This is a genomic window from Nocardia sp. Marseille-Q1738 (assembly GCF_965283145.1).
Map to the genome: position 1 here is coordinate 239,945 of NZ_CBDIMS010000011.1, position 15,381 is coordinate 255,325.

Consider the following 15,381-nt stretch of genomic DNA (forward strand, 5'->3'; position numbering starts at 1 on the left):
CTGCCGGTGCTACCGTTGACGGCGTGAAGAAGACAGACGATGTCGGAGCGAACATCGCCCGCATCCGCAATATCCGTGGCCTGACCCAGCACCAGCTGGCCGCCATGGCAAACGTCGGCCGCGACTACCTCGCACACGTCGAGCGCGGCAAGAAGTCACCCACCGCAGTGTGGGTCGGCATCGTCGCCCAAGCATTGGGGGTCGACGCGTCGAAGCTGTACGGCGACGAGAGCGAAGCCGAGCAGATCGACCGGATCGCGCCGACGGTGCGGCGAGTCCTGGCAGCGGTCGAATTCCCGCCCGACATCGAGGCGGAGCCGCTCGGGGTGCTCCGCCCGCAGGTCGAGCAGGTGGGTAAGTGGCGTCATGCCGCGGCATACGGGAAGATCATCGATGTCCTTCCGGACCTCGTCGACCAGCTGCTCGTCGCCGGTCTCCGCGACGGCGCCCCTGCGTACGCGCTGCTCACGTCCGCGTTGCGGGCAGCGAACACGCTGGGGCACAAGACCGGCCACTACGACCTGTCGCTGCTGGCCACGAACTACATGGTCAGCACAGCGTCGCAGGCCGACGATCCGCTGCTGCTGGCGACCACGCAATACGTGAAGTCCGCAGCGCTCGCCCGCGTCGGCGCCACCGAGCAGGCGGTCCGGCTGACGGATCGCACAATCGCCGAAGTGGAGCCGCTCGCGGCCGACGAGACCGCAGCTGCGGTGCTTTGTGCTCTACATATGCGCCGAGCGGGACTGGCGTCGACCGCCTACGACGCCGACACGACCGACACGCACTACGCCGAGGCGCACCAGCTCGCCGCGCGGGTGGGCGACCGTCAGGTGCTCGGCACGGTCGTTGGGCCGACGAATGTGAAGCTGTTCGAGTTGTCGTCGGCCGTCGACCTCAGCCGTGTGCCGAAGGCTCTGGAGTTGGCCGAGTCCACCACTCTGCCGAGCGGGTACCCGCGGGAGCGGCAGGCGCATTTCTGGATCGACAAGGCGCGCGCGCACCTCAGCGCGGGCGATCCTGACCTGGCGATCGAGGCGTTGGTGAACGCGAAGGAAGCAGCGCCGGAGTACTTCCAGAAGAGTCGTGCGGTGAAGGCGACGATCCAGACGACGGCCGGTCAGCAGCGGCGCGCGAGCGGCAGTCTGCGTGCGCTGGCGAACTACGCGGGACTGAAGGACTGATGGAACTACCGACCGAGTCGGGCGTGTACGTCGAGCCTGCCGATGATGACCTGTGGGACCTGGGTAAGGATGGGATGTGGCGGGTAATCGGTCGCCTGCTCCCGTTTGGTGGGGTTGACCTCCAGCCGGTCGGACCGCCCGTGACGGCCGAGCAGATGGAGAAGAACGGCGTCTTCCCCACGAGGCGGGTTAGAGTGCCGGACCAACCGCCGCCAATGGACTGACCGCACATGACAAAGCCGCCCCGACTCCGGGGCGGCTTTCTTGCGTTTTACTGGCCTATTCGCATCCCTCCGCCGTGGCGTTCCAGCCAGCCGATCAGCGGCCCCATGAAGTCCGTCAGCAACTCCAGCTCGTCGGGGAACGTGTTCCGACATTGCTCCGGGACGGTGAACGTCAGGACTACCGAGTCCATCACTGCGCCGGTCCGTGCACGGTGACCTTGATCCCCTCATACACTCCGCGCCACACCCGCTCACCGCTGTAGCTGCGGCGAGCCTCCCGCAACCGCAGCCGGGTGGCGCACTTCTGCGCCGTTTCCGCATCCGGGGTGTGGCCGAAGAGGGAGTCGCCGCGCCACCAGTGCAGGTCCGGAGCGACCGCGCGCAGCGCTTGCAGCAACTCGTCGGCGGCGGCGGTGTGGAGCTTCAGGTCGTCGGTGAGGTCTCCGAGCCACACCTTCAGCGCGATCAGCTCGGCGGTGTCGGGATCGACCCGCGAATTGCTGCGGTTCTGCTCGGCCCGCTGGAGGGCGTGCCGGATGCGGGCGTAGATGTAGGCGGGGTCGCGGACGGTGTCCTCGGCGGGGCTGGGGATTCGGTATCCGGCTGATCCGAGTTCCCATCGGGAGAGGGCGGGTGCGGGTTCGAGGGTGGTCATGGGCATTCTCCGAAGACTCATAGCCCACAACTTGGCCTACAGTCCGGTGGAAATATGCCTCTGACCTGGCCGGACTGTTCCGGCTATTCCGCTTTGGGAGCGGAGGGTCGCAGGTTCAAATCCTGTCACCCCGACCATCGTTCGATCACCGTTCGCGACACGGGCGGCGCAGCCGCGTTCATTTCTGCTTCAGCAGCGTCAGGTAGAGCCGGATGGCGACCGCTTCGGCGTCTTCGGTCATGGGATCGGTATACGTACGTGCCCCAGGGAGATTCGCCGCGTGCGTGCGTGCGGCCGCGGCGAGTGCGGAGAACAGGCCAGAGGAGCGTTGGATCGGGGCTTTCGCCCGCCAGGCGAGATCTTCCGCGCCGCTGGGCAACTCTTCGGCACAGGCCATGCGTAAGGCGAGTTTGTCGATTCGCCGGCCATTGTGTTCCCCGAACAAAGCTGGGGGCGCGAGACATTCGGCCAGCCGCCACCACCGCACCGTTTGAAAGACGTGAACGAGTTTGTCTGCGTAAGTATTCAACAGTGCCGGATGGAAATGCGGGACCAGCCGCCGGTAGCGGAAGTTCGCCGCCGACTCGGCACGGATCAGGCGGTCGAGTTCCTCGCGGGCGGCCGCGGAGTGCAGTGGGTGTCGCAGCGACCGGCCACCGCCGAAGATCGCGTCGGCGCCGGAGCCGGTGAGGATGGCGCCGACGCGCTCGAGCCGGTCGAGGCTGCGTCGCGCCGCGAGCAGGGGGATGCCCGCCGCCACCTCCCACAGCTCTGAGGTGCCGAGCCTGTGCATGGCATCGCGGGCGAGGTCGACCACTTCGGCCTCGGTCAGCCGGATGACATCGTGGGGGAGTCCGAGCGCCGCCGCGGCCCGTACCGCTCCCGTCGCGTCGGTGTCACCGGTAGTGACGATCGTGATCGCGTGTGGCCGGACGCCGAGGCGCACCGCGACCGCGGCCAGATAGATCGAGTCGACCCCGCCGCTGAGCAGGACCGCCGGGACGCCGTCGAAGCGTTCGATCACCGCGCGCACGCGTGATCGGGTCTCCTCCGCGATGAGTCCGGCCGCGACTCCGGGATCGGTGATGGTCCGTGCCGAGGGATCGGGTGCCGCGACGAGGTCGCCGAGTATGTCGGTGACGAACTGGATCGGCTCGGAAGTCTGCGCCCCCGAGTGGGATTCGTCGTTCACCTGACCGGCGTGAACCGCTGCGCCGTCACCGATCGGACGGTGCCGGCGTGCCCGAGGCCACCGAGGGCGGCGGCAGTTCGGAGTGCCTGGCGAACGCCTGATCGATCAGTTCGGAGGTGGCGCGGGTGACGATCAGCCGCGCGATCGCCAGGTCGGTCTCGAGCTTGGTGCGATCGCGCGGCGTCCGCGCGGATTCCTCGTACGTCTGCCCCGCCAGGCGGTAGAACAGCTCGGTGGCGAAGCGGTCGGCGATGCGATCGCAGTCGGCGCGCAGACGTTCGACCAACTGGAACGTGTCCCGCATCGGCAGTCCGGTGTCGGTGAGCCGGGTGGCCAGATCGCAGCACCGCGGGTTCGTGACCCGGTACGCCTCGAGCGGATCGTCGCTGGCGGCCAGCGCCTGCTTGGCATACTCCGGCAACTCGGCATAGTCGTCGTTGGGTTCGGTGGTGGCTTCCGGTTCCGCTTCGGCGGCGGCGGCCGCGGCCGCGTTCTTCACACCGAGGACGTCCGCGAGCCCGTCGCCGCGGTCCCAGGCCTCGAGCAGCTCCCTGATCCCGTTCAGCTTCATGCCCCGCCCGAGCAGGCGGCTGATGGTCTGCAGCCGGTTGAGGTGGTCCGACCCGTAATACCCGATCCGCCCGCGCACCTCCGGCGAGGGCAGGAGACCTCGCTCGTGGTACACGCGGACGCTGCGCACGGTGGTGTCGGCTGCCCGTGCCAGTTCGTCGATCGTGAATTCAGAGTCTGCAGCCATGTTTAAAAGGAAACCATAGTCGGGCCCCCGTGGAAAATGGGCCGTTTCATAACGTGCCGTTAAAAACGTAGCTGGGTGTTGCTTGAAGGTCAACGAGCCGTTACATAGCGGCACAAGGTGTTGTGTGCTGGGCAACAGTGGGCTACCGTGCGTAGACCAGCTTATCGCGGCTGGGTTCCGGGGACTGTTGAGCAGCCCTGATGACCGTCCGATCCATGGGCCAAACACCTGCCACAGGTGTGCCCTCGGCATCTCCGGAGATGGCTATGAGCATTACGCGAACCCTTCCGATGGACACGGGATCCTTTGCGCCAGCGCAGATCTCGTCGATTCCGGCAAAGTCGAACCAGCGGCCCCCGTGCGCCGACGTCCCGGACAACTGGGACATGGACACCGGGAATCCGGATGCCTGGCGGTCAGCCGTGCGAACCTGCCAGAGTTGCCCCCTCTTCGTGCAATGCCGCCAGTTGGCGCAGACGCTCACGGCGCGCGGTGACGGACCCCGCGCGATGATCTGGGCGGGCGTCGCCTATGACAACTCCGGCAGCGTCATCGAAAATTTGGACCGCCACCGCGCCGCACCGATCGACCACAAACGCCCCATGCGCATCATCCGCAACGGGCCGCGCCCGCTCCGGGCCGTGTCCACGCTTCCCGCGCCCCGCAGGCACATCGTGCTCGGACAACCCCTCAAACCGACTGGCACCGACGGCCTGTGACTATGCTGCGTGGACCTTTTGGCATCGAGTCCTTTGGTGGTGCGTAAGTCATGACAGTGCTGGCGTTGGAGATCGGTTCATCGAGGTTCGCGGCGAGCCGAATCGCCGACGATGTCGGCACTGACGACGTCGTACAGATTCCGGTCCCTGCCTCCGGCGCATGGGACCGGTGCCGGGAGATCTTGCTCGAGGCCGCGGGTGGTGCCGAGGTCACCGCTCTCGGCATCGCCTCCGCCGGGCCGATCGATATGACGGCGGGGGTGGTGGCACCCGCGGAAGTTCGCGAGTGGCGGACGGGTTTCGGCATCGTGGAGGCCGCCGGGAAGTTGTTTCCCTCGGCCGCGGTTCGGCTCGCGGTGGATGGTGTGTGCCTCGCGGTGGCCGAACAGGCCTACGGTGCCACGAGTTCGGTGATGGATGCGATGGCCATCACCGTGTCCACTCGCATCAGTGGTGGTGTCATGGTGGGCGGATTCACCGTCGTCGGGCGGACCGGCAATGCGGGAAATGTGGGGCACGTCCTGGTCCCCGGATTCGATGATCGCTGCTCGTGTGGCGGCCGCGGCTGTCTGGAAGCGGTCGCGGGGGGTGCGTCCGCGGTGCGGTGGGCTCGGGAGCAAGGGTGGGCGGGTACCTCGGTAGCGGAGCTGGTGGAAGCCGCCCGTGTGGGGGAAGATGTCCCCGCCGCCGCGCTGCAGCGGGCGGGCACTGCGCTCGGCCGGGCGATCGCGTCGGTGGCCGCACTGCTCGACATCGATCTCGTCGTACTCGGCGGGTCGCTCGCCGAAGCGGGTCCGGTGCTGTGGAAACCACTGAACGAGGCGGTCGCCACCCATGCCAGGCTGAGCTTCCTGCCGGGATTGCGCGTCGTTCCCTCGCAGCTCGGCGACGTCGCGTTGCTTGCCGGTGCCGGTGTGCTAGCGCTCAGCGCGCAGAGCGCTTGATCGCAACCTCACAGTCGCTTAATGCGCTGTGTGAGAAAGGTTTCGGAAACGCCCGCCGGATTTGCCGGGTGGAAGCCGGTGGGTCTCCCGCGCCGGCGTGCGGTCGGGTTGCGAGCGATGTGCCGCCGGACTGCGTGCCGTCTGCGGGCCTGGTCGGCTGAACGAAACGTGAACAAAATGAACACGCTGCGGCGTGTCCGATGAACATGATGGAGACTTCGTAGGAATCAAGGTTGAGCGTTACGAGTTGATTGCGCCGCTAAATAACGGTACATTGCCTGAGTCACATGATGTCTCATCCGGATTGAGGCGGATCCGGAGGAACGGCTGGTACGGGCAAGTGCGAAGCGAAGTGGCGCAGTGATTCCATGGGTGACGATCGAGATGTTGGCGCCGGACGGCATGTCCGTCGCGTCGGTGGGGGATGCACCGCGTGAATTCGCGAACTGGCAGCGGGTGTTGCAGCGAACGCTGTCCAAAGCACCCGCACTCTACGACAAGCTCACGACCGCGGGACTGACCGAGGCCATCCGTACGGCGCATGACCAAGCGCAGGATGTCGACCTGGCCATCCAGACGCGCACCGGTCGGCACCAACTGCTCATCCGGCCGGTCTTCGGCCCGGCGGGTGACGTGCACGCGGTGCGCCTGTGGCTCGGTCCGGCCGCCGATCGGGTGCCGGTGCTGCGCCCGGCGGTGGGCGCAATCTGGGACTTGAGCAGTCAGACCATCCAGCAGCCGAGCGGCATCACGCGGCTGTCCGGCAGCACAGCCGAACAGTACGTGCCAAGGATGTCCATCGCGGAGCTGTTCCACCGGGTGTCGAGCTTCGATCGGCACGCGGAGGTCCTCGATCTGCTCTATGACCCCAAACCCGGTGACCGGATGCAGTTCGACACCACCGTGGTGCACGGCTTCGGCCGTCCGGCGCAGTGGCGGATCACCATCCGTGCCCGCGACGACGAACGCACCCGCGGCGCATGGTTGCTGATCGAGGATGTCACCTCGGAAAACGCGCCGTCGGCGTGGCCGACTCTGGAGCGGATCGGGTTGCGTGAGGCCCATCGTCGCGCGGGCACGCATCTGGCCGTGATCCAGCTCGAGCGCACCAGCATTTCGCACTGGCTCACCGATCCCGCGCCATGGGTGCGCTGGGACTATCTCTTCCGGCCCGTCGACGTGTTCCACCCCGATGACCGGCCTCGGCTGGTGGAACTCGGCGACCGGCTGCGTTCGGGCGACAGCGCGGGCGTAACCCTGCGGGTGCTCAACTACGGCGGGGGGTACACACCGACATCCCTGCTGCTGTACCCGTACCCCGGGTACTCGAGCAGGCAGCTCGCGATCGCGCAACTGGTGCGGGTCGCCGACGACGTTCCGCTGCTGGAAACTCATCGCCAAGTCGTCGAGCCGCGGCAGCGCAGCGCGCCGATCGGCTATGACGAACAATTGCGGCATTGGCTTGCGGGCAGGATGAAAAGCAGCCCGGCCTGCTGACTGTTTGATTCCCACAGCTGGGAACTACCGGCCGGTTGGGAAGGCCTGTGCTCTCTACCATTTCGGGAGTGAGGACAGTGGTTCGTGGGCAGGTAGATTCGGGTGAGGCGCTGCTTCGCCGGATGGCCGCCCGCCGCCGTCGCGACAACGTGGTGGTCGCGGTGCTCGCGGTGCTCGCCGTACTCGGCGGCGGCCACGCGATTCTCAGCGTCTTCGATTCCGGTCCGCCGGCGCCGTCGGACGATTCGACGACGGCAATTGTGGGACGTGCGCAGTTGGCGGGTTCGTTCGCCGAGCAGTTCGTCGTCACGTATCTCACCGCCGTTGCGGGCCAGCAGGATCGCATCGGCGAATTCGTCGGCTCCAATCAGCAGATCGCGCTGCCTTCGTCCGCGCGACAAGTGTCCGACCCGTCGGTCGTCTATGTCTCTCGCGCGCTATCGACCGGTGGACTGGATGTCTGGTCGGTGACGGTATCGGTCCGAGTCGGCAAGAGCGGCGCGGCCACGGCTCCGGAGACACGGCAGTTCTATCGGGTCGCGGTGTCGGTGTCCGACGGACGATTACGTGCGCTGTCGGTGCCCGCGGTGGTCGAACCCCCCGCGAAGGGCGTCGATCTGAAACTGGCTTATGGCTCACCCTGCGCAGCGGATACGCCGCTGGCGCAGGTGGCCGCGGGGTTCCTTGGCGCCCTACTGGCAGGAACCGGTGACGTGGCGCGCTACACCACACCGGATGCCGGCTTGGCCGCGCTGAAACCGGCCCCCTTCACCGCTGTCGAGCTGGTTTCGCTCAGTGCGGATGACTCGGGCTGCGGATCCTCCGCCGCGAAGGCCCAAGTGCTGGCCACCGTGAACCCCAAAGCCGATACCGGCGCCACGGCCACGCTGGCCTACCCGCTGACGATGATCCGCAATGCCGGCCAGTGGCAGGTGGCGTCCATCGATCCGATTCCCGCCCTGTCGAGTCCGCTGGCGGTGGTCGTTGGCCAGGATTCCCGCGGCGGCGCGCCGCCCACTTCGACCTCGTCACCCTCGACGTCGGTGCAGATTCCGCCGGCGACACAGAATTGATCAGAGAGGCAGCCCGATGGGTAATCTGAGCAACATCCTCTATGGCATCCTGATCTTTGTCCGATGGGGCGGGCTGATCATCATCGCCATTATCACCATCGGAGTGGTGATTTCCGAAGGGGCGAAATCCAGACTGTCTCCAGCCAGGATCATCGTCGTCTTCTTCTCGGGGATCATGGCCGGGGTGGTGATCTGGATTCTGCCTACGACGATCAACTACGCGCGTACCGATGCGAACCTCATCGTTCCTGATCACCCTGTCGGCGGTTATCGGTGACGCAGGTAATCAAGGTGTTCACGCCGATCAAACGTGTTCCCACGATGATCGGCAAGGCACAGAACGGGCAGAAACTCCCGTTCGGTCCCTACACCCTGCCTCAGGTCGGCACCGGCGCGGTGTTGCTACTGATCACGTCGGTGAGCGCGATGACCTTTCCGGTCAACCCGGCGGTCACCTTCATCGCCGGTCTTTCGCTGACCATTGTTTCCGTCTTCGCGGTCGGACTCGTGCCGTACACCGGCGTACGGATGACCTCGCGGGCCCTGTGGCTGGGCAGGCTCATCGTCAACCGCAAGCCGGTGTCCGCCTCGGGGATGCCCATCAACGATGACTCGGTGCGGCACACCATGTTCATCGAGGAGACCGTGGTCCTTTTGCTGCCCGACAGCCCGGGTGTGGCCGCGGCAGCCGAATCGAAGCCCGATCGCCGGATGATCGAGGCGGTCGCCGCGGGCGGCAACGGCGTCGGCCTGTGGCGGCGACTGAATGGTAACGGCGACGGCCCGGCATCCGGAGGACTCCCCTGATGGCACTCGGACGAGATCTGCAGCCCACCGCGGCGATTCGCGGAAACCTCCAGTTCACCCACTCGGGTCTGGTCACCGCGACCTACTTCATCAATCCGCTCGGCTACGGATTGCGCAAGGCCAGCGACAAGCACGACGTGAAGGCGGCGCATCACGCGCTGGTCACCAACCTGCCGAATGGCTCGCTGCTGCTGGGCATCCAGGCGCGGCTGAACACGATCGACGTGCTCACCAAGATGGTGGAGGGCGTCGACCTGGACGAGTGCGAGGATTACGCGGACGAGGTGGTCGCCTCCTACGAGCGCGTCAACGCGATCATGCCGCAGACGCGCATCTTCCTGCTGTCGATCCCGGTCGGCGCCAGCAACTCCAGCATTTCCTCGTTGTCGCGCCTGTGGCGCGGCAGCACCGCCACGATCGACGCGACGGCGATCTCCCGGGCCGACCTGGACGCCTACGACGAGAAGGCGAACGAGATCCTGTCCAGGGTCGGCAGTGACTTCGATCCCGTGCCGGTGCCCGCCGCCCTGTTCCAATGGCTGTGGGAGCACTATCTCTCCCGCGGTGCGGCAGGCGACCCGGTGGCACCGACCCGGGCGGGCGCGCTGGACGACGCGACGGCGGCGGTGTTCCGCTCCGCCGCGCTCGACGAGGGCGCCCAGGCCGAGAGCAACCGGCGTATCCGGCCGTCGTTCGTCCCCGTGATCAAGGTGGTGCAGCCGGATTACGAGTACCGTCCGTCCTACCAGGCGATGCTGACACCGCACTCGTTCCCGTACGCGGGCATGTCATTTCCCGGCGGCAGCGAGTTTCTCAACGTGCTCGAGGGCGTCGGCGATGTCACCGTCGACTGGGCCATGCGGATCTCTACCAAACCCGCCGATCAGGTGCTCAAGAACAACGAGCTCAGTCTGCGAAGGCTCGGTGAGCAGATGGATCAGCGGGACCAGGAGATCTCGTTCGCGCAGAACACGCTGACCTCGAAGGCGCAGATGCTCGGCGAGTACAACCACCACTTCGAGGTCAACGGCGGTGAATCGGAGGTGTCGTTCACCACCGTCATCGCCATCGGCGGGCCTTCTCGGGACGCCACCATGGACGCGGTCAACACGCTCAAGCGCCGCTACAAACGGTTCCAGGTCGAAATGACCGCGCCGGTCGGCGCGCAAGTCGACCTGTGGTCGATGTTCATTCCCGGTAGCCAGCCGCGCCGGGCATTCGACGATTTCGCCCATATCCTCCCCTCGGATATGTGGGCCGGTTTCGTGCCGTTCACCACCAGTCAGATCGGCGACGACAGCGGGCCGGTGATCGGGGTCAACCTGCTGTCGGGCCATTTCGAGCCGATCCACTTCGGCATCATGGAGGCCGCGCTGCACGACCTGTCCGCCTCGTTCGCGGTGACCGGTGAACTCGGTTCGGGCAAATCGTATTTCCTCAAACTGATGGCGGTGCTCGTCCACGACATGGGCGGGCAGTTCCTGGCCATCGACCGCAGTCAAGTCGGCGAATGGGAGCATTTCGCGCAGTCGATCGATGACGCGGTCATCATCGATCTGGCCGATCCCACGGTGTCGCTGGACCCGCTGCGATTGTTCGACTCGCGGATCGCGGGCGAACGCGCGCTGGATTCGATCCTGCCGCTGCTCGACCTGTCACCGACCTCCGGCGCGGGCGCCGCGGTAAGCAATCTGCTGTCGCCGAGAGGCATGGCCGAGCACGGAATCAAGAGCTTGCTCGATCTGTTCCATGTCGTGCGCCGGTTACGGGACCACCCGGGGCAGGGAGAAGAGTACGCCGATCTCGCGGCGCGGCTCGGCACCGTGGTCGAGCGGGTGCCGGTGCTGTTCGACCCCAAGCTGCGACCGCTGCGCCTCGATGCCGCCGCGACCGTTGTGCGCAGCCACAACTTGCAATTGCCGACGGCCGAGGAACTCACCACCCCGCATCTGTACAACCGATTGCCGCTGACCAAACGGCTCGGCACCGCACTGTACGAGCTGGTCGGCGTCGCGGCGCGGGAGGCGTTTCTCAACGACAACGGCAGGTTCGGCCTCCTTGTCGGCGACGAGGCGCACCACTTCACGCAAACGCAGGTCGGCGCCGCGGTCACCTCGGACTTCAGTCGCGACGGCCGCAAGCACTTGGCCGCGATCGGTCTGGCCTCGCACGATCCGGCTACCGACTTCCAGGGCGCCGCGCACAACCTCATTCCCAACCGGTTCATCTTCCGGCAGCGCGACGAAACCTTGGCGCGCAACAGCTTGGAGTGGCTCGGCGTCGATCTGGAGGAAGCGCCCTTCTTGTTGCAGATCCTCCGCGAAGAGACCTCGCCTCCGGTCGGTCCCGGGCGTCAGGTGCCAGAGGAGCGTCGCGGTGAGATGTTCATGCGTGACGCGCTGAACCGCATCGGTCGGGGCAAGGTGCTCGGCCCGGCGCGTCCGGACCGCGCCGCGGCGATCACCAGCACCCCGACCAGCGTCGCCGGCCTTCGCTCCGCCCTTTCGGAAAGACCGGTACGGCCATGAGTTCTCGTCTCCTGCCGAGTATCCGATCAGATCAGCCTTCTTTCGGGATGCCCTGGGAACCGCAATTCTGGGATGTGGAGCGTTACCGGCCGCAGGCGGTGTTCCGGCGATTTCGTACCTGGATTGCGGCGAGTCGCCGTCGGCGCTGGACCGCCTGGATTCTCATCGCCCTTTTCGTCGTGTTCGTATTCCCAGGCCTCATCTCTGCAATATCCATGGCGCAGACCAGTACCGTCACGCCGGCGGCGGCGCCCAACAGCGCGCTCGGATGGATGGATATCAAGGACTCGTCCGGCGTCAATGTTTCGAGCTACATGTTCGTAAGCAATCGCGGCAGTGTGTGGAGCCTGGACCTCGGAAAGCTTGTGTTGTGGAGCCTGATCATTCTTTTCTTCGCGATATGGCACCCTCTTACGACGACATTCGTCTGGTTGCCCGCTGAAGCATTGGATTTCGGGTGGCTTAACATGTTCGCCGCGCCGTTGCGCGGCGTGGCCGACAACCTCACCGCGCAGATCGCGACGCCGATGGTGTTGGTGACCTTCGTGACGATCGGTGCAGTCCCTGTGGGGTGGTTCATCGTGCGCGGCTATTCCGCGAAGGCCACCGCGCAGGTCGTGACGATGGTGGGAGTGGCGATCCTTGGGCCGGTGTTCTTGTCCGATCCGCTGGCCGAGGTCTTGTCTTCGCACGGCTTGCTGGCGCAGGGGCGTGACCTCGGTATCTCGGTTGCGGCCGGCTTGAACGGCAACAGTAATCCGGACTCGAAGCAAGTGGTGGCCGCGATACAGGTGAGCGGGGCCGACAATTTCATGCGGGCTCCATTGCAGGTGTGGAACTTCGGGCATGTGGTGGACGATCGGCCGGCCTGCAAGGCGGCATGGTCGGCTGGTGTCATGGCTGGTGATGAAGACCGGGTCAAGAACGGGCTGAAGGCGTGCGGCGACAGTGCCGCCTATGCCGCGGCCGATAATCCGAGCGTAGGTCAGATCGGAGCCGGACTGCTGCTATTGCTGTGCGCGATCATCCTGCTTCTGTTCGCCGTGTACATGGCCATCAAGATCATCTGGGCTGCACTGGACACGATCTACTACGGGTTCATGACGATCTTCGGCTTCGCCGCTGGCGGATTCGTATACGGGCCGACGCAGACGTTCACCGTCCGGTGCGTGGTCCACGGCTTCATCTCCGCGTTTCGGATGGCCGTTTTTGTCATCTTCTTGGGCATATACCAGCTGTTCATGGGCAGTCTGTTCCAACAGGCACGTGGCCAGGTCATGGCGGTGTTCGTCATCGGGGCGATCGTCGAGATCGTCGCTATCGTGCAGCTGCGGCGCCTCAGCAAGGGTCTGGACGGCGGCAACGACTGGATTGCCAACCGGTTCTCGATGGCGGTACAGAACGGCCTGTCGGCGCAGGGCGCCGGTGCCGGTGGTGGTGGCGGAGGGACGGCACTGGGTATGGGTAACGCGAACGCGAACAACTCGATGGGCCCGCTCGGGATGCTCGCTGCGGCCACCACCATCAACAGCTCGCCGATCACCGGCTGGCTCGCCGGCCGCAACAACCCACTCAGTCGTTGGGCCTGGCTCGACCAGCTCGAAAAGAAGAACAAGGCGCGGGGCATGATGACCGAGGACCTGCGAGCGGCTGCACACGCGGGGGTGCACACACAAGTGCACTACGCGGATACGGCCCGGGATGGATTCGAACGCGCCAAACGCCGCGCTCAAAGGCTTGGGTTGGGCTCTAGTGCGCAGAGGGAAGCCGCGTTCGCCGCGCAGAATGTCGTGCATATGACAGGTCTCACGTCCAATATCCCCTTCGCCCTCCAGTTGGCCGGTGTCAGGGAGAAAGACTTGCATCGGGCCTGGAACGCCACAACGGATGTCATCAAGCATACTGATAAAGAGCCGCTTCAGTCGGGTCACATCGGACATGTCGTTGCCGCTCACGGGCTTTTCGAGAACGAACTGGTGAACGGTCATGATCCGCAGATGATGAGGGCCAGGTTCCATGCATTGGAGGCCGTCGTCGATCGGTACCGAGGCGATTTCCCCGGTGGTGTCGATCTCCGGAACGACCCGGCGTTGGAAGCTCTCGGCAAATCGTATGTCTCGAAACCTGAAATGGAATTTGTTACAAAACTGCAGAAAATTGCGGCCGGCGATATGTCGGATGGTATCACCTTGGAACACGGCGGCCATCGTCTCGACCTCACGCGAAACCAAGCGGACCGGTTGGGGAAATGGATCACCAACGAGCATGCACTTCGAATCCAGGCCGCCACCAATTGGGTGGCACAGGATCCGACCAACCTCGAACGAGTTCGGGTGCTGCGTGCCGAGATCGACAACGGAACCCAGACAATCCAATATCAACAAGGGAAGATGAGCACGGGTGCTAACTCGCTCGCGCAACCCGATCCTAGGCGCCCGTTGCCCACCATACCGCGGAATTTAATAGACGATCTCAGATATCAACACTCCTGATCGGCACCGGAATTCGGAGCGTATGGCAACAGGTCGAATCGCACAGGAAGGCTCTCGATGATCAGTCGTCTCGTGGTCCTCGCGATGATCCCGGCCTGGGTGTGGCTGGTGTTGGCGGTCACGACGGGCCTCTTCGGAGTGATCGTCGTTCTGGTACTCGTAGTCGGCGGCGCGACCTCATCGATCGCCTCGGACCTGCACTACCAGTGCGACAGTGCGGTCGGGCCCGATCCCTCCCAGACCGTGACTCCGAGTCGCGCCTCGGCCGCGTCGCTGCCGACTGCGCGAAGCACACCGGCGGCCGGTGTGTCCACCGCTCCGACCACGAATCCGTTCGCGGAACTGACCATCGCACCGGACGACACCAGCGCATCCGACTGGCAGCGGGCCTGCGCCACGGCGCTGAAAGACGCGCCTTACCAGAGTCCCCCTTTGCTCACGGGCAGTTCGGGAATCGGCGCCGAGTGTGCGCGTCAGCTTGCGCTCACAGAGCTGACGACGCCGTCGGCGAGCGGGGCCGATAGCGGCACCGGTGGCCGCGGGGGCGCCGCGGAATTCACCAGATCGGTCATCTACCGGGCCTCGGCCGCACAGTTGACGGGGAGATGTGATCTTGCCGCGGGTCAAGCGGCGCCACCCCCCGGGGAGGCCGCAGGGCAACCAAGCGGTTCGGTTCGGCGGGCGTGCGGACAATCCGATGCCTCCGGCCCGGGGGTGCTCGTGCTGCCGACAACCATTGCGGCGCAGGGAGCATGCGGCCAGCGCGTGGATCCCTCCGCGGTGTCGGCCGGCGATCTGGTCTTTTGGAACTACCGGAACAACGCGCCCACCCGAGTCGGAATCGCCGTCAGCGCCACCCAGCTCGTCACTGCCGACCCGGGGACCGGCGGATTCGTGGAGCTGGCCATCCCCAGCAGCAACGACGTGCGGGTGAAGCGAGTCCTCGGCAGCGGGATGTGACCAGTACACGATGCCACCTACCGAAGTAGAGCCGCAGATCGAACCCGGCGAAGACGTCGAGGCGCCGCCCGTTCCGGTGACGCCGTGGTCGGATCGCTCGGGGAATCCGCGCAGCCGGCCCGGGACGGTGCCACCCGGGCAACCGGGTGCTCCGTCGCCTGGACCTGGTCAGCCGAATGGCGCACCTGGTGCGGGGCAGTCGAATGGTGCTGGGCAGCCGGACGTTCCTGGTCAGCCTGGGCAGCCGGGTGTTCCGGGTTCGGCTGGGTCGCCGGGTGTTCCGGGTCAGGCGGGTGTGCCTGGTCAGGGTCAGCCTGGTCAGTCGGTGCCGGGTGAGGTGGTGCCGGGT

At 65.7% G+C, this 15,381-nt stretch carries 14 protein-coding genes; 10 read left to right on the plus strand and 4 right to left on the minus strand.

Annotated elements, in window-relative coordinates:
- The first annotated feature begins 23 nt into the window (after positions 1–23).
- On the plus strand, positions 24–1,184 hold the full coding sequence (locus ACWPXK_RS30495; RefSeq protein ID WP_454199620.1) for a helix-turn-helix domain-containing protein: 1,161 nt from the start codon (positions 24–26) through the stop codon (positions 1,182–1,184).
- 271 nt (positions 1,185–1,455) lie between these two features.
- Here the strand turns inward: ACWPXK_RS30495 and ACWPXK_RS30500 are convergent, their stop codons facing one another.
- From ACWPXK_RS30500 to ACWPXK_RS30515, 4 genes are all read right to left on the minus strand, one after another.
- Positions 1,456–1,599, minus strand: coding sequence for a hypothetical protein (locus ACWPXK_RS30500; protein WP_454199621.1), 144 nt, complete (start codon positions 1,597–1,599; stop codon positions 1,456–1,458).
- Entirely contained in the window at positions 1,599–2,063 is a 465-nt protein-coding gene (locus tag ACWPXK_RS30505) for a hypothetical protein (protein WP_454199622.1), read from the minus strand. Before ACWPXK_RS30505 ends, ACWPXK_RS30500 begins: the two co-directional genes overlap by 1 nt.
- Before the next feature lie 178 nt (positions 2,064–2,241).
- Entirely contained in the window at positions 2,242–3,255 is a 1,014-nt protein-coding gene (locus ACWPXK_RS30510; RefSeq protein ID WP_454199623.1) for an asparagine synthase C-terminal domain-containing protein, read from the minus strand.
- 25 nt (positions 3,256–3,280) lie between these two features.
- Complete coding sequence (locus ACWPXK_RS30515) at positions 3,281–4,012, minus strand: MerR family transcriptional regulator (RefSeq protein ID WP_454199624.1); 732 nt, start codon at positions 4,010–4,012, stop codon at positions 3,281–3,283.
- 266 nt (positions 4,013–4,278) lie between these two features.
- Here ACWPXK_RS30515 and ACWPXK_RS30520 point away from each other — a divergent pair, with 266 nt between their 5' ends.
- From ACWPXK_RS30520 to ACWPXK_RS30560, 9 genes are all read left to right on the plus strand, one after another.
- Entirely contained in the window at positions 4,279–4,731 is a 453-nt protein-coding gene (locus ACWPXK_RS30520; RefSeq protein WP_454199625.1) for a hypothetical protein, read from the plus strand.
- A 50-nt stretch (positions 4,732–4,781) separates the two neighbouring features.
- Complete coding sequence (locus ACWPXK_RS30525; protein WP_454199626.1) at positions 4,782–5,675, plus strand: ROK family protein; 894 nt, start codon at positions 4,782–4,784, stop codon at positions 5,673–5,675.
- A 372-nt stretch (positions 5,676–6,047) separates the two neighbouring features.
- Positions 6,048–7,172, plus strand: a complete 1,125-nt coding sequence (locus tag ACWPXK_RS30530) for a GAF domain-containing protein (RefSeq protein WP_454199627.1) — start codon at positions 6,048–6,050, stop codon at positions 7,170–7,172.
- A gap of 68 nt (positions 7,173–7,240) precedes the next feature.
- On the plus strand, positions 7,241–8,245 hold the full coding sequence (locus ACWPXK_RS30535; protein WP_454199628.1) for a conjugal transfer protein: 1,005 nt from the start codon (positions 7,241–7,243) through the stop codon (positions 8,243–8,245).
- Between the two features lie 16 nt (positions 8,246–8,261).
- Complete coding sequence (locus ACWPXK_RS30540; protein WP_040775570.1) at positions 8,262–8,522, plus strand: hypothetical protein; 261 nt, start codon at positions 8,262–8,264, stop codon at positions 8,520–8,522.
- The gene (locus tag ACWPXK_RS30545; protein WP_454199629.1) at positions 8,519–9,052 is read left to right on the plus strand and encodes a hypothetical protein; all 534 of its coding nucleotides are present in this window, start codon (positions 8,519–8,521) and stop codon (positions 9,050–9,052) included. The genes ACWPXK_RS30540 and ACWPXK_RS30545 overlap by 4 nt, the downstream gene beginning before the upstream one ends.
- A complete protein-coding gene (locus ACWPXK_RS30550; RefSeq protein ID WP_454199630.1) occupies positions 9,052–11,580 on the plus strand; it encodes an ATP-binding protein in 2,529 nt (842 codons plus the stop codon). The genes ACWPXK_RS30545 and ACWPXK_RS30550 overlap by 1 nt, the downstream gene beginning before the upstream one ends.
- A 47-nt stretch (positions 11,581–11,627) precedes the next feature.
- Complete coding sequence (locus ACWPXK_RS30555; protein WP_454199631.1) at positions 11,628–14,072, plus strand: hypothetical protein; 2,445 nt, start codon at positions 11,628–11,630, stop codon at positions 14,070–14,072.
- 57 nt (positions 14,073–14,129) lie between these two features.
- Positions 14,130–15,032 carry a hypothetical protein gene (locus ACWPXK_RS30560; RefSeq protein ID WP_454199632.1) on the plus strand — a complete coding sequence of 301 codons (903 nt, stop codon included), beginning with the start codon at positions 14,130–14,132 and terminating at the stop codon, positions 15,030–15,032.
- The last annotated feature ends 349 nt before the right edge of the window (positions 15,033–15,381 follow it).